This window comes from Nonlabens ulvanivorans (assembly GCF_000732625.1).
Classification (GTDB): domain Bacteria; phylum Bacteroidota; class Bacteroidia; order Flavobacteriales; family Flavobacteriaceae; genus Nonlabens; species Nonlabens ulvanivorans.
Genome location: NZ_JPJI01000023.1, coordinates 140,508 through 165,319, shown reverse-complemented (window position 1 = coordinate 165,319; position 24,812 = coordinate 140,508). Strand labels below are relative to the sequence as shown.

Genomic DNA, 24,812 nt, shown 5'->3' with positions numbered 1-24,812 from the left:
AGAAAAAAGCAATTATGAAAAATATAGGACATTACTTTTTTATCGCACTTGGTGCATCTTGTGTCATATTTGCGATATATAAACTACTAAAAGGAGATTATTCTAGCGGACCGATAGCAGGTCCTATAGTTGGTCTTGCTTTAATCAAGATTTCACTTGATAAAATAAAACTTCAAAAAGAAGCTGAAAAGAATAAATAATAACTGAAACCGAAGCCGTTCTTCAATAGTTTAAAAATTATAAAAGAGTCATCGTTGATGGCATTTAATCAAATAAAGTCGATTGCGGAAAGAGGTTTCCGCCTTCGCGGAAATACATGAAAAAAGTATTATTTATAGATCGCGATGGTACCATCGTAAAAGAGCCACCAGTAGATTATCAACTGGATAGTTATGAAAAGTTGGAATTCTTGCCTATGGCGATTACTCAGCTACATCGCATCGCTAGAGAGCTGGATTATGAACTAGTTATGGTGACTAATCAAGATGGATTAGGAACAGATAGTTTTCCTGAAGATACCTTCTGGCCAGTGCATAATTTAATGATGAATGTGCTAGAAAATGAAGGGATTAACTTCAGCGAGGTTTTAATCGACCGTTCTTTTCCTGAGCAAAATGCACCTACTCGTAAACCACAAACTGGTTTATTGACACATTATATAAAAGGCAACTATGATCTAGAGAATAGTTTTGTAATCGGTGATCGCAATAGCGATATGCAACTAGCTAAGAATTTAGGCTGTAAAGGAATACAGCTACCTAGTATTACTGATGATAGTGAATTTGAAGACGAACTAGTAGTTCTTAAAACGGATTCTTGGAAAGAGATTTTTGACTTTTTAAAAGGACAACCTCGCAAGGTCACGGTAAGCCGTAAAACAAATGAAACCGATATCAACATCGTTTTAAACCTTGATGGATCTGGAAACGGAAAAATTGACACAGGTTTAAAGTTCTATGATCACATGCTAGAGCAGTTGCAACGTCACGGTTCATTAGATTTAGATATTAAGGTAGATGGCGATCTTGAAATAGATGAACATCACACTATTGAAGACACGGCGATTGCTTTGGGTGACGCTTTCGCGAAAGCGTTATCCTCAAAAAAAGGAATCAATAGATATGGCTTCTTGCTACCTATGGACGACTCGCTAGCACAGGTAGGAATAGACTTCGGTGGTAGACCATGGATCGTTTGGGAAGCAGAATTTAAACGTGAATATGTGGGCGATATGCCTACAGAATTGTTCTTTCACTTCTTCAAATCATTCAGCGATGCCGCAAAATGCAACCTGAACATGAAAGTAGAAGGCGATAACGAGCACCACAAAATAGAAAGTCTATTTAAAGCGTTTGCAAAAGCGATAAAAATGGCGGTAAAACAAACTGGTGATGGTAAATTACCGAGTACAAAAGGAACTTTATGATTGCCATTGTAAAATATAACGCAGGTAATATAGGAAGCGTCACTAACGCGCTCAACAGACTAGGAATAGAGAATAAAGTAACTGACGATCCTGAAGAATTAAAGGCGGCAGACAAAGTTATTTTCCCTGGTGTAGGAGAAGCTGGTACCGCGATGAACTATTTGCGGGAACGTGGATTAGATCAAGTCATAAAAGAATTGAAACAGCCTGTGCTAGGAATATGCTTAGGAATGCAACTGATGTGCAGTCACAGTGAAGAAGGTGATACTGAATGTCTAGGGATTTTTGACACTACGGTAAAGAAATTCCCGGCTACTGCAGGAATGAAGGTACCTCACATGGGATGGAATAGTTTAAATAATGAGGTTGTTAATCTGCAATCTACCGTCTTGCAAGGCTTACAACCAGCAGCAGATGTATATTATGTACACTCGTACTATGCTGAAGTTTGTAAGGATACAGTTGCGGCTTGTGATTATATTTTACCTTTCAGTAGTGTCTTGCAAAAAGATAATTTTTATGCAACACAGTTTCATCCTGAGAAAAGTGCTGGAATAGGTGAGCAAATATTAAAGAACTTTATAGAATTATAGTATGCGTATTATACCAGCAATAGATATTATAGACGGTAAATGTGTACGTCTATCACAAGGCGATTACAACCAAAAAACGGTTTATAATGAAGACCCACTAGAAGTTGCAAAAGAATTTGAAGCAAATGGAATAAAGCACTTGCATTTGGTTGATCTAGATGGAGCAAAAAGTAGTCACGTCGTGAACTGGAAAGTGCTCGAGCGCATCGCTGGACAGACTGGTTTGCAGGTTGATTTTGGCGGTGGAGTGAAAACTGACGAAGACATAAAGGTCGTATTTGAAAGTGGTGCAAAACAAGTTACCGGTGGTAGTATTGCCGTGAAAGATGCTACAACTTTTGAAGGTTGGATTTCTAGATATGGTACTGATAAAATCATCCTAGGAGCAGATGCTAAAGATGGAATGATCGCAACACACGGCTGGCTAGAAAGTAGCGAACTAGAAGTGGTAGAATTCATCAAAGAGTGGAATAAAAAAGGAATCGAGTATGTGATTTGCACCGATATAGCAAAAGACGGTATGCTTGCTGGAACTAGTAATGAGTTGTATAAAGAAATCCTTAACACAGCACCTGTTAAATTAATAGCTAGTGGTGGTGTTGCTGTCGTAGAAGATTTATATCGCTTGCGCGAAATGAATTGTGAAGGAGCCATAGTAGGAAAAGCATTCTATGAAGGTAGAATTACATTTAAGGAATTGAGAGAATTTGTTTAGCGAACGATTGACATATCAGCTTTTAAAAGCAAGTGATTTAAACGAATTGCATGAATTGAATTTAATACCAGAGGTAGATCAATTCAACACTATGGGAATCCCTGATAGTATTCAAGTAACTAAAGATTTACTAGATGCAAAAATCAAGGATCATCAACAAGAAGATATTAGTAAACTCACCTATTCCATTCGGTTAACAGATAGTAGTGAATTTATAGGCATCGCTGGTATTTTATTCGGTCAGCCTAAGTATAAAAAAGCAGAGCTTTGGATGAAGTTCAATCCTAAGTTTTGGAATCAAGGTTATGCCACTGAAACAATAACTCGATTATTAAAATCTTGTTTTATTGAGCACCAACTCCATAGAGTTGAAGCCGGATGTGCCGTTGAAAACCATGCTTCAAAAAAAGTCCTCGAAAAATGCGGATTTATTGTTGAAGGAATTCAAAGAAAGAACTTGCCTTTAAAAACCGGATGGAGCGATAACTACGAGTTTGGGATATTAGAAGAAGAATGGAGTAAATAATTCCTGTGAAAACAGGTATCTGGCTGGATTATGAACTGGCTTTTGAAGTAAATGCAAATCGATTCCGCTATGCAGCGGAATGACAAATAAATCAGTCGAAGGTGTCGGAATCACAGAGTTTCCCGCCTTCGCAAGAAAATATGAGCTTAAAAAAAAGAATTATACCATGCCTTGATATTAAGGATGGACGTACGGTAAAAGGAATCAACTTTGTTGGATTGCGAGATGCTGGTGATCCAGTAGAACTTGCAAAGCAATATGCTGCTCAAGGTGCTGACGAGTTATGTTTTCTAGATATTACCGCAACTATAGAGAAGCGTGATACTTTAGTACCGTTAGTGCGTGAAATCGCTGCTGTTTTAAATATTCCATTTACAGTAGGTGGCGGAATTAACGACGTAGCTCTTGCCAAAGAAATCATTAAAGCTGGTGCTGATAAAATAGCGATCAATAGTGCTGCTGTAAAAAGACCAGAATTAATTAGTGAACTCGCTGCAGAGTTAGGTAGTCAGTGTGTTGTAGTTGCGGTGGATACAAAGCATTCTCACGAAAGTAGGAATCCAGTTGAGTCCAAAAACAAGCCTGACGAATCAACACCTACAGATTTCCGCCCGCGCGGAAATAAAGTCTATGTAGCTGGTGGACGTGTAGAGACCGAATTAGAAACTATTTCTTGGTGTCAAGAAATTGAACGGTTAGGTGCCGGAGAAATCTTGCTTACCAGTATGGATCATGATGGTACAAAAAATGGTTTTGCTCTAGAACTTACCGATGCCATTTCTAGAAAATTGAGTATTCCTATCATTGCATCAGGTGGTGGAGGAACAAGTGCTCATTTTGCAGATTTATTTAAAGACACAGAAGCGAGTGCAGGACTAGCAGCAAGTATTTTCCATTTTGGAGAATTACCAGTTCCTGAGTTGAAAAAACAATTGGCTGCGGCTGGAGTTGATGTGAGAATTCCTGCGAACGCAGGAATCTAATTGGTTAGTGACTGGCATTACGATTAAAATTAAAGATTTCCGCCTGCGCGGAAAATAAAAGCGAAACCGTCTTACGACGGCTTGAAAACAAAATAAAAGCATAGCGGTGGGGAAATGAAGATTTCCGCCTTCGCGGAAATTATAGATATGAAACTAGACTGGAATAAAGGAGAAAACGGATTATTGCCTGTAATTGTACAAGACGCTACTAATAAAGAAGTGTTGATGTTAGGCTATATGAATGAGGAGGCTTTTGAAAAAACTAAAGCAGAAAATAGAGTAACTTTTTACTCACGTAGTAAACAACGACTTTGGACCAAAGGAGAATCTTCCAATAATTTTCTAGATGTGGTTGCTATAAAAATCGATTGTGATCAAGATACCATTCTTATTAAAGCAAATGCACATGGACCTACTTGTCATACCGGTACGGTGAGTTGTTTTGATAATGGTGATGAATCTCGCTTTCGCGAAAGCGAGAACAGCTTTACTATTAACGATCTAGAAAAGACCATCCACCAGCGTATCGATGATAAAGTAGAAGGTTCTTACACCTATTCTTTAATCCAAAAAGGAATTAATAAAGTAGCTCAAAAAGTAGGTGAAGAAGCTGTAGAAATGGTAATCGATGCCATTAATGGTAAGGAAGAAGACTTTATTTATGAAGCTGGTGATTTGATGTACCACTACTTAGTTTTATTAAAAGCCAAAGGACTATCTCTAGCACATATTGAGAAAGAACTTGCTAAAAGACATAAATAAAGAGAACGAGATTTATTTATAAATGACAAAAGCGGTTGTATCAAATTTGATGATACAATCGCTTTTTTTAATACTCCAAAACTTTAAAAAAACTCTAATTAACGCGCTCTTAACCGTATTTACTTGTACGTACAATATATTTACTTAAAAACAGATATGAGCACGACACAACCCATTTTAAAACCTATTACTATAGGAGCTGTAGAATTGAAAAATAGAGTGGTTATGGCACCTATGACTAGATGTAGAGCCACTAACGAGCATCAAGCACCAGATGAAAAACATGTCGATTACTATACGCAACGTGCTGGCGCTGGATTAATAATTACAGAAGGTAGTGAGGTTTCAGAAAAAGCGAGAGGTTATCCTTTTGTGGCAGGGATTTTCAACGATGCTCAAGTAGAAGGTTGGAAAAAAGTAGTGGATAGTGTGCATGAAGCTGATGGTAAAATTTTCTTGCAATTATGGCACGTAGGACGTACATCATTACCTGATTACCATGATGGGCAACTACCATGGGCACCTAGTGCTGTTAATCCAGAAACAGAACTGCGCAATCAGTACGGTGAAAAAAAGCAAACCGCAACACCTCACGCAATGACTATAGAAGAGATTGCACAAACGGTTAAAGAATTTGGCGATGCAGCAGCAAATGCTAAAAAAGCGGGATTTGATGGAGTTGAAATCCATAGTTCTAACGGTTATTTAATCCACCAGTTTTTCAATAATCAATCTAACTTACGTACAGATGAATATGGCGGTAGTAATGAAAATAAAGCTAGATTTTTCTTTGAAGTTCTAGAGGCAGTTGCACAATCCTTTCCAACAAATAGGATAGGTTGTCGATTGAATCCTTCGTTAAATGGCGTTTTCGGTATTGAAGGAACTCCAGATACCATTCCATTTTTTGATTATTTAATTAATAGATTAAATGAATACGACCTGGCTTATTTACACCTTTCAGAGCCATTTACAGATGTAAGTGATATTGAGTTCTTAGAAAGTAATATTGCAAAGCATTATCGCCCAATTTATAATGGGAACTTAATGATCAACAATCAATTTGATCGTGAAACTGGTAATAAGGTAATTGAAGAAGGTCATGCAGACCTAGTAGCTTATGGAAAGCTATTTATCTCAAATCCAGATCTTGCACATCGTTTTAAATTAAAGGCTGAAACGGCAGACTGGAATATGGAAACCTTTTACACACAAGGACGTGAAGGATATACAGACTACCCTACTCTAGAAAAAGAAAAGGCTAAGAACTAATCCCTGTCAATAATATTTGAGGCAACTCTTTTTTAAGGTCGGCTACTTCGGTAGTCGACTTTTTTGGTATCCATAAGTATATGGATCTTAATGTGCTTAGAAGATTAAAAAGCATGGTCTCCACGTTCAATGATTTAAACTCACCAGCTTTTATACCACTCTGTAAAATGTTTTTAAAATCTAATTCATAGTCTTTACGCAACTTGATATATTCCTGATACGGCGCTCCTTCTAGGTGCATCCAGTCGGTATTCAATACAGCAAGTGCATCTGTATATTCTAGTGCTATTTTTATGTGAAGGATAATGAGTTGTTCCGCTTTCGCGAAAGCGGACTTATCATTCTCTTCTACCATATCCATACCCGTTGTAAACTCATGAGCTACTGCCAGAATAAGTGTGGCGAGAATCTCTTGTTTACCAGATATATGATTATATAAACTCGCAGCTTTCATGTCCATGGCAGCAGCAAGATCCCGCATCGTTACGGCACTGTAACCACGTTCCTTGAATAGTTGTGCTGCTGTTTTAAGAATTTGTTTTTTGCGAGTCATAAGCTGCAAATATAATAGATGATGGCTATCATAAAATTGATTAAAATTCTATTTACGATAATTGAAATAATTTGTTTTAGACTAGCTTTGAACTTTACCCTACGATAATGCTAGAGAATATAGAAATTAATCCACTCTTAGAGAGATTACCGCCACACTTGAAACAGTTTATAAAGCCACAGAACTATGAGCTTTATACTTATCAAGATCAGGCAGTATGGCGTCATGTCATGAGAAAAAATGTAGATTTTTTAAGTAAAGTTGCACATGGATCCTATCTAGATGGTTTAAAAAAAACTGGTATTTCTATAGATAACATTCCATCAATGTATGGAATGAATCGCATTCTTAAAGAAATAGGCTGGGCTGCTGTGGCTGTTGACGGATTTATTCCGCCAGCTGCGTTTATGGAGTTTCAGGCATATAAAATTTTAGTAATTGCTGCCGATATTAGAAAATTGGATAATATCGAATATACGCCAGCTCCAGATATTATACATGAAGCTGCAGGGCACGCGCCTATTATAGCTAGTCCAGATTATGCAGAATATTTAAGACGTTTTGGAGAGATAGGTAGCAAGGCGATTTCTAGCGCACACGATCATGAGATGTATGAAGCCGTACGCAAAATCTCCATCCTTAAAGAAACACGTAGCGAAAAACAAAATCCAGAACTAGACAAAGAAATCGCAGCTGCTGAGGCAAATATTGAGCGCCTTCAAAACAAAGATGTAGAACCTAGTGAAATGTCTTTAATCAGGAACTTGCACTGGTGGACGGTAGAATACGGTCTGGTAGGTACGCTAGACAATCCAAAACTTTATGGTGCCGGATTATTATCTAGTTTAGGTGAAAGTAAAAGCTGTCTAGAACCTGTGGTAGAAAAAAGACCGTATACTATTGATGCGGCTTATCAAGATTTTGATATCACGCGCAAGCAACCTCATCTTTATGTAACACCTAATTTTGCGACATTGAGCGAGGTATTAGAAGAATTCGCAAACACTATGGCAGTGCGTAAAGGCGGACATAGAGGTTTACAGAAATTAATTAATTCAAAATCTCTAGGGACAATAGAATTAAGTACTGGATTACAAATAAGTGGTCACTTCACCCGTATGATAACTAACGATGACAACGAGGTAGTTTTCTTTGAAACCACTGGTGAAAGTGCACTCGCTTATCGTGAAAAAGAACTAATAGGTCATGGAAGAAGCACTCACAAAAACGGCTTTTTAAGTCCCCTCGGGAAACTTAAAGGTATCAATCTAGCTATTGAGGATATGGGACCACGTGATTTACAAGCTTATAATTTTTATGATAATGAACGTATCGAGTTTACTTATGAAAGCGGTATTAAGGTAGAAGGATTAAACGTGACTGGACAACGTAATTTAAATGGTAAGTTAATGTTGATACAGTTTACAGATTGTACGGTGACATATAAAGATGAAATTCTTTTCTCGCCAGAGAATGGAATGCTTAACCTAGCAGTAGGTAAAGAAATAGTAAGTGCTTATGCAGGTCCCGCAGATTATTACAGTTTTGATCTTGTGTTTCATGAAAGTGATACTAAAACAATAAAACCGGTTTTCTCAAAAAGAGAGATTACCATTCAAGGTTTATACGAGAAAGTACGCAATTATAGAGAAGAAAATAAAATCAACAAACCTTTACTTGAGAAGTTAAAATCTCAAGTTGAAAATGAATATCCTGAACAATGGTTGCTTGTTGAGGAGATTGATGAGTTAATAGGTTAATTAAAAATTATCAATAGGTATCTGAACATTAACTACAGTGCCATTTCCTATAGTACTTGTTAGTTTTAAATCTCCTTTTAAGTCACTAGTTGCTTTTAAAATAGTTTTTATACCATTACCATCATGAATTTCTATGCGATTATATCCTACCCCATTATCATGTGTGATAAGATGTAATCTTTCATCCTCAATAGACGCAATGCTAAAAATGAAATTTGCATTTGAATATAGGGCTGCATTATGTAGCCCTTCATTTATTATAGTTAATAGCATCAATGATTCTTGAGGTTCAAAACTTAACATTTCCTTTTCAGGAAAATTAATTTTAAACGTAGATGTAGTCTCTAGATTTTTTGAGTAGTGGTTTTGTATTTGTTTTGTGGCTAATTCGATATCTTTTAAAGTATAGAGATTCTTACTAGCAGCAAATTGATAAATTAAAGCAATAATCTCATCTTTAATTTTAGTTTTTTCTGGTAGCTTCTGGTTTAGTTGTTGCAAAATTTTATCACGTTGGTTTTGTAATCTAGATATTCGTTTACGTTTACTATCCAGTGATTTATTTTGTTGTTTTCTATCTATCTCAGATAAATAATAAATAACAATTAAACCTACTAGAATACCAATACTGATTAATCCCAAAAATTCTTCCATGATTCTAAAGTAAGTATAAAAATTATATCAAATAATAACGCTGTTGCGAAAACATATTAAAAATCAATTTACTACTTTGCAGGTAAGTAATTCAAAAAGAAACGTCTTAAGAAAGAAAAACATGTTCGGATTATTTAAGAGTAAGAAGAAAGAAATTATCAAAAAATATCTAGAGGAAGGCGCACAATTACTAGACGTGCGCACTGCCTCTGAATTTAATAGCAACCATATAAAAGGTTCTAAAAACATACCTGTGCAAGTAATTGATCAAAACATGAAAAGCCTTGACAAAGAAAAGCCTGTTATTGTGTATTGTGCTATGGGCGGACGTAGTAATATGGCAGCAAACAAATTGAAAGCTAATGGTTTTAAAGTCATAAACGCAGGCGGTATAGGTACTATGAGAAAACATTTAAAACCGTGATACTTTAGTTATATATTCTTCCTACTTTTAAATCATGAAATTAGATCACCATAGCATAAAAGATAACGGAAGGTTTACCATTACAAGCTTTCAATGTGGACCGTCATTACAACTACTTCAAGAAAAAGGGCTTTACAAAATTGTCTGGTGTACAGATGGTGAAGAACGATTAGTAGTTGATGGGTATGATGTGGTTCTTAAAAAGAATCAGGTTCTATTTTGCACACCTGTTAACATAGTAGACATTCCTAAGGATAATTATGGTCTAATTGCATTTGTATTCAACAGAGAATTTTATTGTATCCAACACAATGATCCAGAAGTTTCTTGTATGGGAATGCTTTTCTATGGATCTTCAAACGCTCCTATCATTAATCTATCTATAAAAGAGCAAGCCAGTTTTAACGCTATGTTAGTTTTATTTCAAGAAGAATTTGAAACAAGAGATCATATTCAAGGTGAAATGTTGCGCACACTTTTAAAAAGGATGTTGATCACCTCTACTCGATTAATTAAACAAGATAGTAATCAAGCTAGCCTATCTGTTAAACAAGTAGACTTAATTAGAAAATTTAATATACTCGTAGAGCAACATTATAAAGTAAAACATCAAGTATCAGACTATGCAGATTTACTCTTTAAATCTCCTAAAACCCTATCTAATTTTTTTAAAAAACATGATGTAAAATCACCTTTAAAAATAATTAATGAGCGTATCGCTGCCGAAGCTAAAAGATTATTACTCTACTCAGACAAAAGTGCTGAAGAAATAGCTTATGAATTAGGATATAAAGAACCTAGTCACTTTTCAAAATTCTTTAAAACACAAGTAGGTATGAGTCCGTTAGCCTATAGAAAGAAGTAATCATAAAGTCTGTTCATTAGTAAAAAAATGATTATCGATTGAAGGCAGGAATTCATCGAGTCAACTGCTGCTTAAATAGAATACTTGTTTTCAGTTATAGTTGTGGCATCTAATATTGTCACAATTAATAACTTAATGTAACATGAAAACTTTAAAAATTCTTTTATTAGCGTTAGCAATCACTGCAATTAGTTGTGATGGTAATGATGATATGCAAAATCCATCTGGAACCCCACTTAATGGTTTCACAGTAGTTCAAAACAATGGCACCAGCACTTTTTATGAAACTACTAACATGTATATTGAAATCGATGATGATAATGATGATGCTTTCCCACTAGCACCAGATTATTATTCTTTTTACTTTTTAAATGGAAGATTGATAGATAGAGATCAACATACCGTTGTAGGTGGAGATGAAATCTTATTATCTACCAATACAACAAATTTTGCGGGTCTAAAAGTAGATGTTGCTACTCATCCAGATTTACAAACAGGTATTCCACCTACCGCAAACAACACTTATGTAGCAAGTACTAACGACAGTAATATCATTCATGATTTCCAAGTAAATTCACTAGTACCAGCGTACTTCTTTACTATAGACGGGACCTCTTACGAATTTGGAAATGGAGATGCTAGCGTCGGTACTTTACATGAGCCGGCAACTTTAGGCCATACGGTTACCATAAACACCATTAACATAGACAGCACAAATCCTTCTAACAGCACTATCGATGTTGATTATACATTTGTAAATACATCTGGCGAATTCATTTCTGGTCATTATGAAGGAAGTTTAGGCTTCATTGAAGATTAAATAAAAAAAACAGGCCTATCTTCTATAAGATAGACCTGTTTCAACCAACCAACTATAAAAAACTAATTCTTTATTTACTTATCTAATTAAGCTCCTAATGGCTCTACCGCAGGAAAGTCTACAGGAACTTGAGTGGTATTATGTAAATAGTTTGAGATGGTTTTATCACCTACTAAAACTATAGTATCTACTAGATTTTCTTGAGTATAACCTGCTGCTAGAAAAGAATCTACTACAGCTTTATCTGCTCTACCTCTATTCTCTGTAATGTTTTTTGCTAGACCTGCAAGAGCATTATAACTAGTCTGAAAAGATGCTTTACCAGCTCTTAATTCCAGAGTTTGCTCTTGAGTAAAACCATTCATTTGTGCTATCGCAGTATGTGCTGCAAGACAGTAATCACATCCATTAACCTCACTTACTGCAAGATTTACCACTTCTTTTTCTTTATTATTTAAAGAGGTTTTAGCACCAGATAAAGAAAGGTAATTATTTAATGCGTTATTTGATAATGCATAGGTTGCATATAAATTAGGCACAAAGCCTAATTGCTTTTCTAGGTTATCAAAGATTCCTTGATTCACTTCGTTTACTTCACTTCTCTGTGGTACATTAAATGTTGCCATAATATTATATAATTAAAATTATTATTATTTTCTTATCCCTTAGGACACTACAAAGATGCGACCGTAAATAGCCTCTAAAAATGTGTGCCTTTCCCTAGTACTGTTCTATTATTCCCTTAACTATTAATAAAGCAATTAAAATCTATATCAAACGGACTTTTTCTATTTGTATATTGGTAGCTTCTATCAAGTAGGAGTGCTTTTCTTATTTTTAAAACTTTAAGTAACATTTTAATGAGCGATAAACAAATAGATCTTAAAGGCGCCATAGCTATAGGTATTGGTGGTATGGTAGGCGGTGGAATCTTTGCCGTACTAGGTCTAGCTATATCACTAGCTAAAGGTGCCACGCCTGTAGCATTTCTTATCGCAGGTATCATAGCCATATTCACAGCCTATAGTTATTCTAAATTATCTCTAGCCTATCCAGACACCGGTGGTACAGTACGTTTTATTAACGAAGGTTTTGGTAAAGGAGTTATAAGCGGCGGACTTAACAACCTGCTCTGGATAAGTTACATCATCATGTTGGCGCTTTACGCTAGTGCATTTGGCTCTTATGCGCCCAATTTAATTACCATCACAGGTGACACCAGTATAGACACCCATATATCTATAAGTGCTGTAGTGATTATCGCCACTATAATTAATTATGCTAGTGCAAAGCTGGTAAGCGCAATAGAAAGTTATGCGGTAATCATAAAGCTTATCATATTGCTTGGTTTTATAGCAGTAGGCATGTACGGTATGAATTCCAGTGCAAATCTAGAACAACTAGACCCTTCTAATTGGGAAGGCACGTTTCAAATCATCACTGGTGGTATGGTCATTTTTGTTGCCTATGAAGGTTTTGAACTCATTGCAAATGCCGTATCGGACTTAAAAGATCCAGAAAAGAACATTCCTAGAGCTTATATGATTTCGGTACTTTTTGTAGTAGCTCTATATATAACCATCGCAATTATTACCGTAGGATCCTTGCCCTTTGATCAAATTAAAGAAGCTAAGGATTATGTGTTATCCGAGGTGGCAAAACCTACTTTGGGACAGGCTGGATTTACCATCATGACTATTGCAGCCTTGATTTCTACGTTTTCAGCTATAAACGCAACACTTTACGGCGGTGCTCGTGTAAGTTATAAAGTAGCAGAAGATGATGAGTTGCCACATGATCTCACCTTTAAATTCTGGAATCACCCTATTGGGCTTTTAATTATCGCAGTGGCTACTTTACTTCTTGCTAATCTTGCACCACTAGAAAGCATATCAACCTCTGGTAGTGCTGGTTTCTTATTATTATTTGCTGTAGTAAATTATATCGCTTTTAAACAACATAAAAAACTAGGTGCAAATAAAATAATAACGCTATTAGGTACCATTTTATGCGTGGTAGCATTTGTCATGCTTGTTATCGAACAATCACAAGGCAGTTTATCTGGTGTTATTATTATTGCTTCTATAATAGCAGCTTGTTTTATAATGGAATACTGGTATAAAAGAACAGAAAAACCAACTTCTTAAACTACCAACTTGTAGATATCAATTCTCAGCTTATATTTAAGGTAAATTTTCCTACCATGAATAAGTTGTACTATATCCTATTTGTATTTGTCGTTCTCGCTTTCGCGAAAGCGGAATCACAACAATTACCAGAATCACCAGAAGAACAGAAGTTCTATGAATCGAAGAAATTTAGACTCTTGGGACCATTCCGTGGTGGACGTAGTGCTGCGGTTACCGGAGTTCCCGGAAAACCTAATCTTTTCTATTTCGGTAGTACAGGTGGTGGTGTTTGGAAGACTTTAGATGGTGGACGTACCTGGGCTAATATTTCTGATGGATTTTTTGGTGGTTCTATAGGTGCCGTAACTGTTGCGCCTAGCGATCATAACGTAATTTATGTAGGTGGTGGCGAGAAAACGGTGCGTGGTAATGTTTCCAGCGGCTATGGCATATGGAAAACAGAAGATGCCGGTAAAACATGGACTGAGGCTGGATTACCTAAAAGCCGTCACGTACCTAGAATAGTTATAGATCCTAACGATCATAATACCGTTTATGCCGCCGTATTAGGTAATATCTATAAGCCTACCGCAGACCGTGGCGTTTATAAAAGTACCGATGGTGGTAAAACATGGAGTAAAAAACTATTTACTAATGATCTAGCCGGTGCGGTAGATTTAATCATAGACCCTAGTAATCCACGTGTATTGTATGCAAGCACCTGGAGATTACAACGTACACCATACAGTCTATCTAGTGGTGGCGATGGTAGTGCTATATGGAAAAGTACTGATTATGGAGAAACGTGGAAAGAGATCTCAAAAAATGAAGGTTTTGCAAAAGGAACTTTAGGAATTATGGGAATTACAGTCTCACCTGTAGATTCCGACAGATTATATGCCATCGTAGAAAATAAAGATCAAGGCGGATTGTACCGCAGTGATGATGCAGGTTTAACATGGAAAAAGACAAACAGTGATCGCAGTTTAAGACAACGTGCCTGGTATTATACACGTATTTATGCAGACACAAAAGATGTCGATAAAGTTTATGTCGTTAATGTCAACTATCATAAAAGTACCGATGGTGGTAAAAACTTTTCTAGCGCGAGAGCACCACATGGTGATCATCACGATTTATGGATCGCACCAGAAGATTCTGACCGTATGATTATGGGAGATGACGGTGGCGCACAAATCACTTATGACGGTGGTGAGACATGGAGTACGTATCACAATCAGCCTACAGCACAATATTACCGTGTGACTACAGATAACTCTTTCCCTTATAGAATCTACGTAGCACAACAAGATAACGGGACGATAAGAATACCTCATCGCACCACTGGACGTAGTATTACAGATAACGATTGGGAAGGAACTGCAGGTGGCGAGAGTGCGCATATTGCTGTAGACCCTAAAGACAACGACATTGTTTATGGTGGTAGTTATGGTGGTTATTTAACTCGTTACAATCACAAGACTAAATCACAACGAGCGATTAATGTATGGCCAGATAACCCTATGGGACATGGTGCCGAAGGAATGAAATACCGCTTTCAGTGGAATTTCCCTATTCTGTTCTCGCAACACGAGCCTAATAAACTATATGCATTTTCTAATAATGTTCACGTAACTACTAATGAAGGTCAGAGTTGGGAAACTATCTCACCTGATTTAACTAGAAACGATCCAACAAAACTAGTTTCTAGCGGTGGACCGATTACTCAAGATAACACAAGTGTAGAGTATTACTGTACCATTTTTGCCGCGGCAGAATCTCCTTTGAAAGCTGGTGAGTTATGGATAGGTAGCGACGATGGACTCATACATCTCTCTAAAGATGGCGGTAAAAACTGGAGTAACATTACACCTAAGGGATTACCAGAATGGGCACAAATTAACAGTATAGAACCTAGCCGTTATGACGCGGCAACTTGTTATGTCGCTGCTACACGTTATAAATTAGGCGATTTCACACCTTACTTATACAGAACTACAGATTATGGTAAATCATGGAAAAAAATAACAGATGGCATCCCATCAGAGCATTTTTCTAGAGTTGTAAGAGAAGATGATCAAGTACAAGGAATGCTGTATGCAGGAACAGAAACTGGTTTATACATTTCTACCGACGATGGAAAATCATGGAAATCATTCCAGATGAATTTACCTATCGTACCAGTTACAGATCTAGCTGTAAAGGATAACAATCTAATTATCGCGACACAAGGTAGAAGTTTATGGATACATGATGATCTAGGATTAGTGAGAGAAGCTTTTTCTAGTTCGCTTTCGCAAAAGCAAGACGAAAACAAACTTTTCAAACCTAAAACCTCTTACCGTATGGCAGGAAATGGTCGTGCAGGTTCACTTACCGCAGGAGCAAATCATCCGGCAGGAGTACAAGTACATTTTTATATTCCGACGTTGAAAGAAAAAGATAGTATATCACTTTCTTTTTATGACTCTAAAAACGAGTTGATTAAATCCTATGCTAACTATGATAAAAAGAACAAATTAAAAGTAAAAGAAGGTGCCAACTCTCTCAATTGGAATACGGTTTATGATGGAGCAGAAAAACTACCAGGTATGATTTTATGGTGGGCAAATATGTCTGGACCTAAGGCCGTACCTGGATCTTACAAAGTAGAATTATCAGTAAATGGTAAAAAGGAATCACAACCTATCACTATTATATCTGCTCCTAATAGCGAGGCTAGCGATGCAGACATGCTGGCGCAATTTAATTATGTAAATGAAGTAAACGCTACTGTAGACAAAGCTCACAAATCAATTAAAAACATACGTGCATTCAATAAAAAACTAAGTGCTTTTGAAGCGTTGTATGGAGATAGAGAAGAACAAGGTGTTAAAGATATGATTGCAATGTCTAAGGAGATGAAAAAGAAATTTAGCGAGGTAGAAAAAGCACTTTATCAAACTAAAAATCGAAGTGGTCAAGATCCTTTAAATTTCCCTATTAGATTAACTAATAAACTAGCTCATTTAAATAGTCTGGCACAAATAGGTGACTTTGCTCCTACTTCACAAAGTATAGAAGTTAAAGATGAATTAACTGCTGAGATTGAAAAGCAACTGGCTATTTTTGACCAAGTTTTACAATCCGATATTAAAAAATTCAACGAGCAGTTTAACGCATTGAATTTAGAGTATCTCGTGATTGAGAAAGAGAAAAAATAATGGAGGAATTAAGCGGTTATTGGGAAGGTTATTTTATCTATGGATTAGGATTTGATCTTCCTTTCTTTGGAGAAAGAGTCAGGCTATTTACTGAAATGGAATTTAAAGACGGCATTATAACCGGACATCAGACTGAAGAAAAAGGACCTTTTTCAACTGGCAGAACAGTAAATTTTACTGGGTTTTGGGAAAAAGACTTAGTATCATTTACAGTTCAGTATACCAACAACGATGTCATATTAGAAGATGGGTTTAGCACTGAAGAAATAGGCCATGTATTTGAGATTACTTATAATGGCACATTCAACCCAAAGAAAAAAGCTATAAACGGTCTATGGTTTATGGAAAACGAGCTAGATTCTCATCTTGATCTAGAGATACCACCTGCAGAAGGTTTATGGGTATTGAAAAAAGCAAAGAAACCAGTAAGTGGTTTTGATTACTCATTACTAGGTTTATCATAGACTTGATAACACAATAATTTTTAAAAGCTGATGGTTGTCATATTTTAGAGTTGGATAGGTGATTAATTTTGGCATTGTTAAACCAATTAACCTATTAACAATGAAAACCATTCTAATACCCATCGACTTTTCAAAAACCAGTCATAAAGCTCTAGAAGTAGGTGCTACTATAGCAAAACGTATCAAAGCAAAGCTGGTATTGATACATATGGCAGGTCTTGAAGAAGGACTTAATGATAAGAATAATAGTTTTGAACAAGCTATCTTCTACAGTAAGTATATCGGTGGTAAGTTTGAAGAACTTATTAAAGAGCCTTATTTAAAAGATGTCCTTGTAGAACCTATTTTACAAAAGCATTTAGATTTTGAAAGCATTAATGATTTAGCAAAGGAAATTGACGCCGCTCTAATTATTATGGGATCTCATGGTAGTAAAGGCCTGACTGAAATTATTAAAGGAAGTAATACAGAAAAAGTAGTTCGTTATTCTGAAACACCAGTACTGGTCGTGAAAAATAATGAAATCAACTTTGCTCCAGAGCGTTTATTATATGTGAGTGATTTCAATACTGAAACGATAAAAGCTTATCATAGAATGGTAGAAATAGCTACCATGTTTAATGCACGTATCGAGTTCTTATACGTAAATCTACCAGGCAAACAATTTAAAAGCACTAATGAAATGGATGAAACCTTACTTACCTTTTTTAAAGAAGTTAAGCATCCAGATCCTGTTAAAGCCATAAGCACGGTAAATCGTTATGCAGATTACACTGTTGAACAAGGTGTAATGAACTTTGCTTCCTTATCCGGTACAGATATTATAGCAATTCCTACACATGGTCGCACTGGGATATCGCATTTGTTGCAAGGCAGCATTAGTGAAGACATCGCAAATCATGCTGTGATGCCTGTGCTTACTGTTAAAATGTAGATATACGCTTTCGCGAAAGCGTATTAAATACAATCCATAAACATTATAAGATATTTCTCGTTTTACGACTACCATGACTATGGGACTAAACATTATTACACCAGCAGAAGCTGTAAAAAATATTTCATCAGGTCAACGCTTATTTTTTCAAGGAGCCGCTATGACACCTAATCTTTTAATTGATGCATTATGTCATCGATATAAAGAATTAAATGATGTTGAAATTATACAAGTTCATACAGAAGGTAATACCTTATATACTCAATCGCCCTATCGCGATAGTTTTAACATAAACAGTTGCTTTGTGGGCGGCAATGTACGTGGAGCTGTAAATGGTGGAAATGGAGATTATATTCCGATTTTCTTAAGCGAGATACACTTACTTTTTAGAAGAAATATTTTACCTATTGATGTAGCTTTCATACAGGTCTCGCCGCCTGATGTACATGGATATTGTTCCTTAGGCACATCAGTAGACATTACTTTACCTGCGGTACAAACTGCAAAAACGGTCATTGCGCAAATCAATCCTAATGTGCCACGCACCCATGGTGACGGTATTATTCATGTAAGAGATATAGATTTTGCTGTTGAAGGAGAACACCATTTAAGTATTTCTAATTCGGCTATTATATCTGACATTGAGGCGCGCATCGGAGCAAATGTAGCTAACCTAATTGAAGATGGAGCTACCCTGCAAATGGGAATAGGAAATATCCCTAATGCGGTGCTAAACAACCTAGGCAATCACAAACGATTAGGAATCCATACTGAAATGTTTTCTGATGGAATTTTACCACTGGTAGAGAGTGGTGTAATCACGGGTGAAGAAAAAGAAGTGAAAACTGGGAAAATAGTAACTTGTTTTGCAGTAGGGTCTCAAAAGTTATATGATTTTGTAAATGATAATCCATTAGTTCATTTTAAAGAGGCTGCTTATACTAATGACACTGCTATAATCAGACGTAATCCAAAAGTGACAGCTATTAACAGTGCAATTGAAATTGATCTTACAGGACAAGTTTGTGCCGACACGATAGGTAATAGACAGTATAGTGGTGTAGGTGGACAAATGGACTTTATAAGAGGCGCTTCACTCTCACAAGGTGGCAAACCTATTTTTGCAATGACTGCAGCTACTGCAAAAGGGATTTCTAAAATAACACCATACTTAAAACAAGGTGCTGGTGTCACAACAACGAGAGCCCACGTCCATTATGTAGTTACAGAATATGGCGTTGCTGATCTCTTTGGTAAAAACCTAAAACAACGAGCAAAGGCTTTAATTGAAATTGCACACCCCAATTTTAGAGAAGAATTAAATCGTGAAGCCTTTGAACGATTCGGAAGTAGTTTTCTTAAACAAAGCTAATTAGTCTTGTTTTTGTACTGAAATTATGATACGCAATTCAGTGTCTATGTAACCTATGTTACACATAAAAGAGGCTGCAATAAGTAGCTTTGAAATAAAAAGATGTTTAAGAAATCTATTATATACAGTATCCTTTTTCTGAAGTGTCCTCAATGTCGTCAAGGAAATTTTCTAGAAGCAAATCCTTATCAGATTTCTAAAATGAATAAGGTAAAAGAAAGATGTCCTAAATGTGAATTAAAATACAGTATCGAACCTAGTTTTTATACTGGTGCAATGTACGTTAGTTATGGAGTAGGAATTGCTTTTGCTGTTGCTACGTATGTAATTTTATTATTTTTAGGAGTTGCAGATAATCCTTTAACTATCTTTATAGCGATAGTTGCTGTACTCGCCCTAACCTTCCCCTACATAGGTGCAGTTTCTAAAGCTATATGGGCACATCTTTTTTTTAAGTACAATCCTATGATTGCAAAACAAGTTAAAAATGATACAAGAGCTTAAAGAATATTATGGTTCACAATTTGAGCTAGCACTTATAGAAGACATCAATAGCGTAGCAACTTTTATGGAAGTTCCTGCTGGACAAGATTTAATTAAGCCTGGTCAGTACATTAAATCCATGCCACTTTTACTTTCTGGAAGCATTAAAATTATGCGTCCCGATGCTGATGGCAATGAGTTATTACTCTACCATCTAGAAAGAGGTAACACTTGTGCCATGACTATGACTTGCTGTGTAGGAAATACTAAAAGTGAGATTCATGCTGTAACCGAGACACCAGTTAAGCTGTTGATGATACCTGTTACAAAAATGGAAGAATGGTCTTCTAAATATAAGACCTGGCGCAATTTTGTCTTTACCAGTTATCATACACGTATGATGGAGCTCTTAGAAAGTGTAGATAATATTGCTTTTAATAATATGGATGAGCGCTTAGAGAATTACTTGAACGATAAAATTAAAATTCTTAATAGTAAACATATCTATACTACTCATAAAGAAATTGCTGCAGATTTACATACCAGCAGAGTTGTCATCTCCCGACTACTTAAAAAAATGGAAAATATTAATAAGATAAAACTACACCGCAGTTTTATTGAAGTCGTGTAACATCTGTTACAAACATGCGATGACGCTCCTTCTATATTTGAGTTCTAAATATTTATAGAATGGAAATAATAGAAATATTAGGATTTATAGGAGCGCTTTTAATAGGTCTTGTGCTAGGCCTTATAGGTGGTGGTGGTTCCATTCTTACAGTTCCCATTCTGGTATATGCCCTTACATTAAATCCTGTTCTAGCCACTGCATATTCTCTTTTTGTAGTAGGTGCAACATCATTAGTAGGTGCTATCAAAAATATGATGAAAGGTATGGTAGACTTCAAGACGGCTATCATTTTTGCTATTCCAGCATTCATAGCGGTATACCTAACTAGAGCTTATTTAATACCTGCGATACCAGATGAATTATTTACTGTAAGCGGAATTGTTATAACTAAAAATCTGGCAATCATGTTATTTTTTGCTGTTATAATGCTGTTAGCATCAATTTCCATGATACGTAATAATCGTAAAGAAAGTGATGAAGATAGCGTCATAACCTACAACTATCCACTAATTATTTTAGAAGGTTTAGTAGTCGGTACCATTACCGGAATAGTAGGCGCTGGTGGCGGATTTTTAATCATTCCTGCTTTAGTGCTACTCGCAAAACTACCTATGAAAAAAGCAGTAGCCACTTCCCTATTTATTATTGCTATAAAATCTTTGATAGGCTTTTTAGGTGATGTAAAAAACCTAGAGATAGATTGGTCCTTTTTATTACCCTTTACCGCACTTTCCATTATTGGAATATTTTTAGGCATCTGGCTCAATAAATTTATAGACGGTAAAAAACTAAAAAAAGCATTTGGTTGGTTTGTCCTAGTTATGGGTATATATATCATTTACAAAGAGCTCGTTATGTGACTTATGTTACCATTTTAAATGATCAGAACTTTTAATTTTAAATCAGAAATAAAATCGTTATGAAAGTAGAACAAATTTATACGGGATGCATAGCTCACGCTGCATATTACATAGAAAGCAATGGTGAAGCTGCGGTATTTGATCCTCTAAGAGAGGTGAATCCATATATTGAAAGAGCAGAAAAAGATAATGCACAGATTAAATATGTTTTTGAAACTCATTTTCATGCCGATTTTGTGAGCGGTCACCTAGACCTACGTGAACGGACTGGAGCACAAATTGTTTTTGGACCTACGGCACAACCTGGCTATGACGCTTTGATTGCAAAAGACGAACAGGTTTTTGAGTTAGGTGATTATAAAATAAAAGTAATCCATACTCCTGGTCACACTATGGAAAGTACGACCTATTTATTAATTGATCAAGATGGTAAAGAACACGGTATTATCACAGGAGACACTTTATTTATCGGAGATGTAGGACGTCCTGATCTAGCTCAGCATGTTGTAGAAGATCTTACAGAAGACAAACTAGCTGGTTACTTGTACGATTCGCTGCGTAACAAAATTTTACCGTTAAGTGATGATTTAATTGTGTACCCTAATCATGGCGCTGGATCAGCATGTGGTAAAATGATGAGTAAGGAAACTACTGATACTTTAGGGAACCAGAAGAAAACCAATTATGCATTGCAAGAAATGAGCAAAGAAGAGTTTAAAAAAGCACTTCTTACTGGTCTCACACCACCACCAGGTTATTTCCCTCAAAATGTAATGATGAACATTAAAGGTTATGAAAGTTTAGACACCGTTATGGATAGGGCTACAAAAGCTCTTTCTCCAGCAGCGTTTGAAGCTGCAGCAAATGAAACTGGAGCAATCATCCTTGATGTAAGATCTCAAGAAGAATTTGCAAACGGTCATATCCCTAGATCCATATTTGTAGGTTTAGACGGTAATTTTGCACAATGGGTAGGATCGCTAATTGCAGATGTCAAACAACCATTACTACTTATTACCACAAAAGGTCGAGAAAAAGAAACACTAACAAGACTTTCCCGAGTAGGCTTTGACCAAACAATTGGCTATTTAAAAGGCGGATTTGAAGCATGGAAGCAAGCCGCTATGGAATATGATAAAGTTACCTCAATAACGGTAAAACAATTTGAAGAAGAGCAAAATGAGCGTCATCTACCTGTTTTTGATGTACGTAAAGAAAGTGAGTTTTTATCAGAGCACGTAGTAGACGCTCACAACACTCCACTAGATTACATTAATGATCACCTAGCATCATTTCCAGGAAATACTTTTTTCATTCACTGCGCTGGTGGTTATAGAAGCCTGATTGCAGCATCGATATTAAAAAGTCGAGGTATACATAATTTAATAAATGTAGAAGGAGGATTTAACGCTATTAAAGAAACTGATATCGCGGTTACTAATTATGTCTGTCCATCGACACTTTAGTAAGATATCAAATTATGGTTAGTTGGTTGAAAGCGGCAAGAAATTGTCGCTTTTTTTATTTGGATAGAACTAAGGTTGTCATGGCTCGTTCATCTTGCACATTAGTCGTTTTTACCGGTTCTAATAATTCTAATTGAAATTCTGAAAGCAATAAAGCAATGCGTTCTCTGGTTAAATAATAAGTCCCTTTTTGTCCATTATCTTTAAACCGTACTATTGGGGCATTACCGTCTAGCCCGATGTTTGAGGCCATTCTAATTAATAGAGTGCCACCAGGTTTTAATACTCGTATCAATTCTTTAAACATTTCTGTAAATTGCTTCTCACTTTTTGCAAAATGCAATACAGCACAACATAAAACGTGGTCAAAACTACCATTCTTATACGGTAGTTCATCCAGATTTGAATTTATAAAATTAGCTTTACTCTTTGGGTATTTCGCTTTCGCGAAAGCGAGAAAATCACAATCTACATCATTACCATAGATCTCAAAATCATTGTCATAGAACCATTTTAAATTTCTTCCTTTACCACAACCTGCATCTAAAATAGATTGTTGTGGATGATAACGATTTTTTAAAATCTGGTCAATAATATAAATATCAATACCACCTAGCAGGTCATTTGTTTGCTCAAAATTCATAAGTGTAAATTTAATAATCTAACATTTGTAATTATAATGAATTAGTGTAACAAAGGTCACTTTTAAATAGCTTAAGGCGTGGTATTTTTATTTTGAAGAATTATATAAAAATATTATCATGTCATTTTTAAGCAGCCTTTTTGGCACAAAATCATCGTCTGATCAAATAAAGAAATTATCTCCTGCAGATTTTAAGCAGGCTATTAAAAGTATTAACAAGACAAAACAATTAGTAGATGTAAGAACACCTAGCGAATTTAAGAGTGGTCACATTAAAGGCGCCGTTAATATTGACTTTTTTAACACGTCTAAATTTATGGATGCGTTACAAAAATATGATAAAGAAAAGGCAATCTATTTATACTGTCGTTCTGGTAATCGCAGTGGCAATGCCGCTAGAAAACTAGAAAGCTTAGGTTTTAAAGAAATCTATGACTTACAAGGTGGCTATATGAATTGGAGATAGAAAAGACAATATATTGTATTAAAAAAGGGAAGCCATTGGACTTCCCTTTTTAATTTTAATGAAAACAGTCCTTAAAATAACTTATAAAATAACAGTCTTCTGTAACTTAGGTTACCTATGATCATCTTATAAAATCTTAACTTTCTTATATTAAAATAAGCATTATGAAAACATCGATTATAGTACAGAATTTAAAATGTGGTGGATGTGCAAACACTATTACATCAAAGATTACAGCATTAGATAACATCACAGATGTGACTGTAGATACAGGTAACTCTACAGTATCGTTTAACGCGCTGTCTGCAAGTGATGCTCTGGTAGCAAAGGAAAAATTAAAATCCATAGGTTACCCATCAATAGAAGAAGACAATAACACTTTTACAAAAGCAAAGTCATTTGTAAGCTGTGCCACTGGTAAAATAACATTATAATGAAAAGTTCAATTTTAATTCTTCTTGCATTAATAACATTAACCAGTTGTAGTCAAGAATCTAAAAACATAAATATGTCAGAATCCAATCTAGCCAGTCAAATTGAATATGCTGATAAGGTTAAAAATAAAGTGGTTTTTGAAGGTGAGCAATACAAAATGATTCTTTTTGCAATGAGAAGCGATCAATTATTAAAACCTCATTCTGCACCTGTAGACGCACCTCTTTTAATGATTGAAGGTAGTGCAAAAGTGACTATAGGTAATAAAGAACAAATTGTCGTTGCTGGCGATATGATAACATTGCCTAAGGATATCTTACATGGTGTATATCCTCAAACAGATTGTAAATTTTTACTTGCTAAATAATTTCTG

General features: G+C 35.8%; 28 protein-coding genes. 24 read left to right on the top strand and 4 right to left on the bottom strand.

From position 1 onward, the window contains the following. The first annotated feature begins 14 nt into the window (after positions 1-14). From IL45_RS03045 to IL45_RS03010, 8 genes are all read left to right on the top strand, one after another. Positions 15-200, top strand: coding sequence for a hypothetical protein (locus tag IL45_RS03045; protein ID WP_036580180.1), 186 nt, complete (start codon positions 15-17; stop codon positions 198-200). 116 nt (positions 201-316) lie between these two features. Beyond that, positions 317-1,426, top strand: coding sequence for a bifunctional histidinol-phosphatase/imidazoleglycerol-phosphate dehydratase HisB (gene hisB, locus IL45_RS03040; protein WP_036580178.1), 1,110 nt, complete (start codon positions 317-319; stop codon positions 1,424-1,426). Further along, positions 1,423-2,019 carry an imidazole glycerol phosphate synthase subunit HisH gene (hisH, locus tag IL45_RS03035; RefSeq protein ID WP_036580175.1) on the top strand — a complete coding sequence of 199 codons (597 nt, stop codon included), beginning with the start codon at positions 1,423-1,425 and terminating at the stop codon, positions 2,017-2,019. The genes hisB and hisH overlap by 4 nt, the downstream gene beginning before the upstream one ends. Position 2,020: 1 nt before the next feature. Further along, positions 2,021-2,734 (top strand): 1-(5-phosphoribosyl)-5-[(5-phosphoribosylamino)methylideneamino]imidazole-4-carboxamide isomerase, encoded by a 714-nt coding sequence (hisA, locus tag IL45_RS03030; protein ID WP_036580174.1) that lies wholly within the window; start codon positions 2,021-2,023, stop codon positions 2,732-2,734. Positions 2,735-2,741: 7 nt separating this feature from the next. Further along, positions 2,742-3,260, top strand: coding sequence for a GNAT family N-acetyltransferase (locus IL45_RS03025; protein WP_235183313.1), 519 nt, complete (start codon positions 2,742-2,744; stop codon positions 3,258-3,260). 140 nt (positions 3,261-3,400) lie between these two features. After that, positions 3,401-4,243, top strand: coding sequence for an imidazole glycerol phosphate synthase subunit HisF (gene hisF / locus IL45_RS03020; RefSeq protein ID WP_036580170.1), 843 nt, complete (start codon positions 3,401-3,403; stop codon positions 4,241-4,243). A 114-nt stretch (positions 4,244-4,357) separates the two neighbouring features. Continuing rightward, positions 4,358-5,005: a bifunctional phosphoribosyl-AMP cyclohydrolase/phosphoribosyl-ATP diphosphatase HisIE gene (gene hisIE, locus IL45_RS03015; RefSeq protein ID WP_262496346.1), complete on the top strand. Its 648-nt coding sequence runs from the start codon at positions 4,358-4,360 to the stop codon at positions 5,003-5,005. A 156-nt stretch (positions 5,006-5,161) separates the two neighbouring features. Further along, entirely contained in the window at positions 5,162-6,277 is a 1,116-nt protein-coding gene (locus IL45_RS03010; protein WP_036580167.1) for an alkene reductase, read from the top strand. Here IL45_RS03010 and IL45_RS03005 read toward each other — a convergent pair. Next, the gene (locus IL45_RS03005) at positions 6,267-6,830 is read right to left on the bottom strand and encodes a TetR/AcrR family transcriptional regulator (protein WP_036580166.1); all 564 of its coding nucleotides are present in this window, start codon (positions 6,828-6,830) and stop codon (positions 6,267-6,269) included. The genes IL45_RS03010 and IL45_RS03005 overlap by 11 nt on opposite strands. 107 nt (positions 6,831-6,937) lie before the next feature. On the opposite strand from IL45_RS03005, the gene IL45_RS03000 reads away from it, so the two are divergent. Then, a complete protein-coding gene (locus IL45_RS03000) occupies positions 6,938-8,590 on the top strand; it encodes an aromatic amino acid hydroxylase (RefSeq protein WP_036580163.1) in 1,653 nt (550 codons plus the stop codon). Here the strand turns inward: IL45_RS03000 and IL45_RS02995 are convergent, their stop codons facing one another. Next, positions 8,591-9,244, bottom strand: coding sequence for a sensor histidine kinase (locus IL45_RS02995; protein WP_036580162.1), 654 nt, complete (start codon positions 9,242-9,244; stop codon positions 8,591-8,593). Positions 9,245-9,365: 121 nt separating this feature from the next. Here IL45_RS02995 and IL45_RS02990 point away from each other — a divergent pair, with 121 nt between their 5' ends. From IL45_RS02990 to IL45_RS02980, 3 genes are all read left to right on the top strand, one after another. Further along, positions 9,366-9,668, top strand: coding sequence for a rhodanese-like domain-containing protein (locus IL45_RS02990; protein WP_036580160.1), 303 nt, complete (start codon positions 9,366-9,368; stop codon positions 9,666-9,668). Between the two features lie 34 nt (positions 9,669-9,702). Then, entirely contained in the window at positions 9,703-10,533 is an 831-nt protein-coding gene (locus IL45_RS02985; protein ID WP_036580158.1) for a helix-turn-helix domain-containing protein, read from the top strand. 142 nt (positions 10,534-10,675) lie between these two features. Continuing rightward, positions 10,676-11,353, top strand: a complete 678-nt coding sequence (locus IL45_RS02980; RefSeq protein ID WP_036580157.1) for a hypothetical protein — start codon at positions 10,676-10,678, stop codon at positions 11,351-11,353. A gap of 86 nt (positions 11,354-11,439) precedes the next feature. Here the strand turns inward: IL45_RS02980 and IL45_RS02975 are convergent, their stop codons facing one another. Then, complete coding sequence (locus IL45_RS02975; protein WP_036580156.1) at positions 11,440-11,979, bottom strand: carboxymuconolactone decarboxylase family protein; 540 nt, start codon at positions 11,977-11,979, stop codon at positions 11,440-11,442. A gap of 234 nt (positions 11,980-12,213) precedes the next feature. Here IL45_RS02975 and IL45_RS02970 point away from each other — a divergent pair, with 234 nt between their 5' ends. From IL45_RS02970 to IL45_RS02930, 9 genes are all read left to right on the top strand, one after another. Then, positions 12,214-13,500, top strand: a complete 1,287-nt coding sequence (locus tag IL45_RS02970; protein WP_036580154.1) for an APC family permease — start codon at positions 12,214-12,216, stop codon at positions 13,498-13,500. A gap of 56 nt (positions 13,501-13,556) precedes the next feature. Further along, a complete protein-coding gene (locus IL45_RS02965; protein WP_036580152.1) occupies positions 13,557-16,685 on the top strand; it encodes a WD40/YVTN/BNR-like repeat-containing protein in 3,129 nt (1,042 codons plus the stop codon). After that, on the top strand, positions 16,685-17,149 hold the full coding sequence (locus tag IL45_RS02960) for a hypothetical protein (RefSeq protein WP_036580151.1): 465 nt from the start codon (positions 16,685-16,687) through the stop codon (positions 17,147-17,149). The genes IL45_RS02965 and IL45_RS02960 overlap by 1 nt, the downstream gene beginning before the upstream one ends. A 100-nt stretch (positions 17,150-17,249) precedes the next feature. Beyond that, the gene (locus tag IL45_RS02955) at positions 17,250-18,083 is read left to right on the top strand and encodes a universal stress protein (protein ID WP_036580503.1); all 834 of its coding nucleotides are present in this window, start codon (positions 17,250-17,252) and stop codon (positions 18,081-18,083) included. Positions 18,084-18,156: 73 nt separating this feature from the next. Continuing rightward, on the top strand, positions 18,157-19,455 hold the full coding sequence (locus IL45_RS02950; RefSeq protein ID WP_036580150.1) for an acetyl-CoA hydrolase/transferase family protein: 1,299 nt from the start codon (positions 18,157-18,159) through the stop codon (positions 19,453-19,455). Positions 19,456-19,656: 201 nt separating this feature from the next. Next, on the top strand, positions 19,657-19,959 hold the full coding sequence (locus IL45_RS02945) for a DUF983 domain-containing protein (RefSeq protein ID WP_316930397.1): 303 nt from the start codon (positions 19,657-19,659) through the stop codon (positions 19,957-19,959). After that, positions 19,943-20,569 (top strand): Crp/Fnr family transcriptional regulator, encoded by a 627-nt coding sequence (locus IL45_RS02940; protein WP_036580146.1) that lies wholly within the window; start codon positions 19,943-19,945, stop codon positions 20,567-20,569. The genes IL45_RS02945 and IL45_RS02940 overlap by 17 nt, the downstream gene beginning before the upstream one ends. Before the next feature lie 59 nt (positions 20,570-20,628). Next, positions 20,629-21,429: a sulfite exporter TauE/SafE family protein gene (locus tag IL45_RS02935; protein ID WP_036580144.1), complete on the top strand. Its 801-nt coding sequence runs from the start codon at positions 20,629-20,631 to the stop codon at positions 21,427-21,429. A gap of 59 nt (positions 21,430-21,488) precedes the next feature. Beyond that, entirely contained in the window at positions 21,489-22,895 is a 1,407-nt protein-coding gene (locus IL45_RS02930; protein ID WP_036580142.1) for an MBL fold metallo-hydrolase, read from the top strand. A 55-nt stretch (positions 22,896-22,950) separates the two neighbouring features. On the opposite strand, the gene IL45_RS02925 is transcribed toward IL45_RS02930, so the two are convergent. Then, entirely contained in the window at positions 22,951-23,538 is a 588-nt protein-coding gene (locus tag IL45_RS02925) for a class I SAM-dependent methyltransferase (RefSeq protein WP_036580140.1), read from the bottom strand. A 118-nt stretch (positions 23,539-23,656) separates the two neighbouring features. On the opposite strand from IL45_RS02925, the gene IL45_RS02920 reads away from it, so the two are divergent. From IL45_RS02920 to IL45_RS02910, 3 genes are all read left to right on the top strand, one after another. Next, positions 23,657-24,004, top strand: a complete 348-nt coding sequence (locus tag IL45_RS02920) for a rhodanese-like domain-containing protein (protein ID WP_036580137.1) — start codon at positions 23,657-23,659, stop codon at positions 24,002-24,004. A 164-nt stretch (positions 24,005-24,168) separates the two neighbouring features. Continuing rightward, positions 24,169-24,438 (top strand): heavy-metal-associated domain-containing protein, encoded by a 270-nt coding sequence (locus tag IL45_RS02915; protein ID WP_036580135.1) that lies wholly within the window; start codon positions 24,169-24,171, stop codon positions 24,436-24,438. Beyond that, positions 24,438-24,806, top strand: coding sequence for a cupin domain-containing protein (locus IL45_RS02910; protein WP_036580133.1), 369 nt, complete (start codon positions 24,438-24,440; stop codon positions 24,804-24,806). The genes IL45_RS02915 and IL45_RS02910 overlap by 1 nt, the downstream gene beginning before the upstream one ends. The last annotated feature ends 6 nt before the right edge of the window (positions 24,807-24,812 follow it).

Excerpts from the sequence above, each read along its gene's own strand:
- IL45_RS02985 (WP_036580158.1), top strand. The coding sequence starts at position 9,703 with ATGAAATTAGATCACCATAGCATAAAAGATAACGGAAGGTTTACCATT.
- IL45_RS02930 (WP_036580142.1), top strand. The coding sequence starts at position 21,489 with ATGAAAGTAGAACAAATTTATACGGGATGCATAGCTCACGCTGCATAT.
- hisF (WP_036580170.1), top strand. The coding sequence starts at position 3,401 with ATGAGCTTAAAAAAAAGAATTATACCATGCCTTGATATTAAGGATGGA.
- IL45_RS03010 (WP_036580167.1), top strand. The coding sequence starts at position 5,162 with ATGAGCACGACACAACCCATTTTAAAACCTATTACTATAGGAGCTGTA.
- hisB (WP_036580178.1), top strand. The coding sequence starts at position 317 with ATGAAAAAAGTATTATTTATAGATCGCGATGGTACCATCGTAAAAGAG.
- IL45_RS02915 (WP_036580135.1), top strand. The coding sequence starts at position 24,169 with ATGAAAACATCGATTATAGTACAGAATTTAAAATGTGGTGGATGTGCA.
- IL45_RS02920 (WP_036580137.1), top strand. The coding sequence starts at position 23,657 with ATGTCATTTTTAAGCAGCCTTTTTGGCACAAAATCATCGTCTGATCAA.
- IL45_RS03045 (WP_036580180.1), top strand. The coding sequence starts at position 15 with ATGAAAAATATAGGACATTACTTTTTTATCGCACTTGGTGCATCTTGT.
- IL45_RS02965 (WP_036580152.1), top strand. The coding sequence starts at position 13,557 with ATGAATAAGTTGTACTATATCCTATTTGTATTTGTCGTTCTCGCTTTC.
- IL45_RS03005 (WP_036580166.1), bottom strand. The coding sequence starts at position 6,830 with ATGACTCGCAAAAAACAAATTCTTAAAACAGCAGCACAACTATTCAAG.
- IL45_RS02990 (WP_036580160.1), top strand. The coding sequence starts at position 9,366 with ATGTTCGGATTATTTAAGAGTAAGAAGAAAGAAATTATCAAAAAATAT.
- IL45_RS02995 (WP_036580162.1), bottom strand. The coding sequence starts at position 9,244 with ATGGAAGAATTTTTGGGATTAATCAGTATTGGTATTCTAGTAGGTTTA.
- hisA (WP_036580174.1), top strand. The coding sequence starts at position 2,021 with ATGCGTATTATACCAGCAATAGATATTATAGACGGTAAATGTGTACGT.
- IL45_RS02970 (WP_036580154.1), top strand. The coding sequence starts at position 12,214 with ATGAGCGATAAACAAATAGATCTTAAAGGCGCCATAGCTATAGGTATT.
- IL45_RS02935 (WP_036580144.1), top strand. The coding sequence starts at position 20,629 with ATGGAAATAATAGAAATATTAGGATTTATAGGAGCGCTTTTAATAGGT.
- IL45_RS02925 (WP_036580140.1), bottom strand. The coding sequence starts at position 23,538 with ATGAATTTTGAGCAAACAAATGACCTGCTAGGTGGTATTGATATTTAT.
- hisH (WP_036580175.1), top strand. The coding sequence starts at position 1,423 with ATGATTGCCATTGTAAAATATAACGCAGGTAATATAGGAAGCGTCACT.
- IL45_RS02955 (WP_036580503.1), top strand. The coding sequence starts at position 17,250 with ATGAAAACCATTCTAATACCCATCGACTTTTCAAAAACCAGTCATAAA.
- IL45_RS02945 (WP_316930397.1), top strand. The coding sequence starts at position 19,657 with ATGAATAAGGTAAAAGAAAGATGTCCTAAATGTGAATTAAAATACAGT.
- hisIE (WP_262496346.1), top strand. The coding sequence starts at position 4,358 with ATGAAGATTTCCGCCTTCGCGGAAATTATAGATATGAAACTAGACTGG.
- IL45_RS03000 (WP_036580163.1), top strand. The coding sequence starts at position 6,938 with ATGCTAGAGAATATAGAAATTAATCCACTCTTAGAGAGATTACCGCCA.
- IL45_RS02910 (WP_036580133.1), top strand. The coding sequence starts at position 24,438 with ATGAAAAGTTCAATTTTAATTCTTCTTGCATTAATAACATTAACCAGT.
- IL45_RS02975 (WP_036580156.1), bottom strand. The coding sequence starts at position 11,979 with ATGGCAACATTTAATGTACCACAGAGAAGTGAAGTAAACGAAGTGAAT.
- IL45_RS02960 (WP_036580151.1), top strand. The coding sequence starts at position 16,685 with ATGGAGGAATTAAGCGGTTATTGGGAAGGTTATTTTATCTATGGATTA.
- IL45_RS02940 (WP_036580146.1), top strand. The coding sequence starts at position 19,943 with ATGATACAAGAGCTTAAAGAATATTATGGTTCACAATTTGAGCTAGCA.
- IL45_RS02950 (WP_036580150.1), top strand. The coding sequence starts at position 18,157 with ATGACTATGGGACTAAACATTATTACACCAGCAGAAGCTGTAAAAAAT.
- IL45_RS02980 (WP_036580157.1), top strand. The coding sequence starts at position 10,676 with ATGAAAACTTTAAAAATTCTTTTATTAGCGTTAGCAATCACTGCAATT.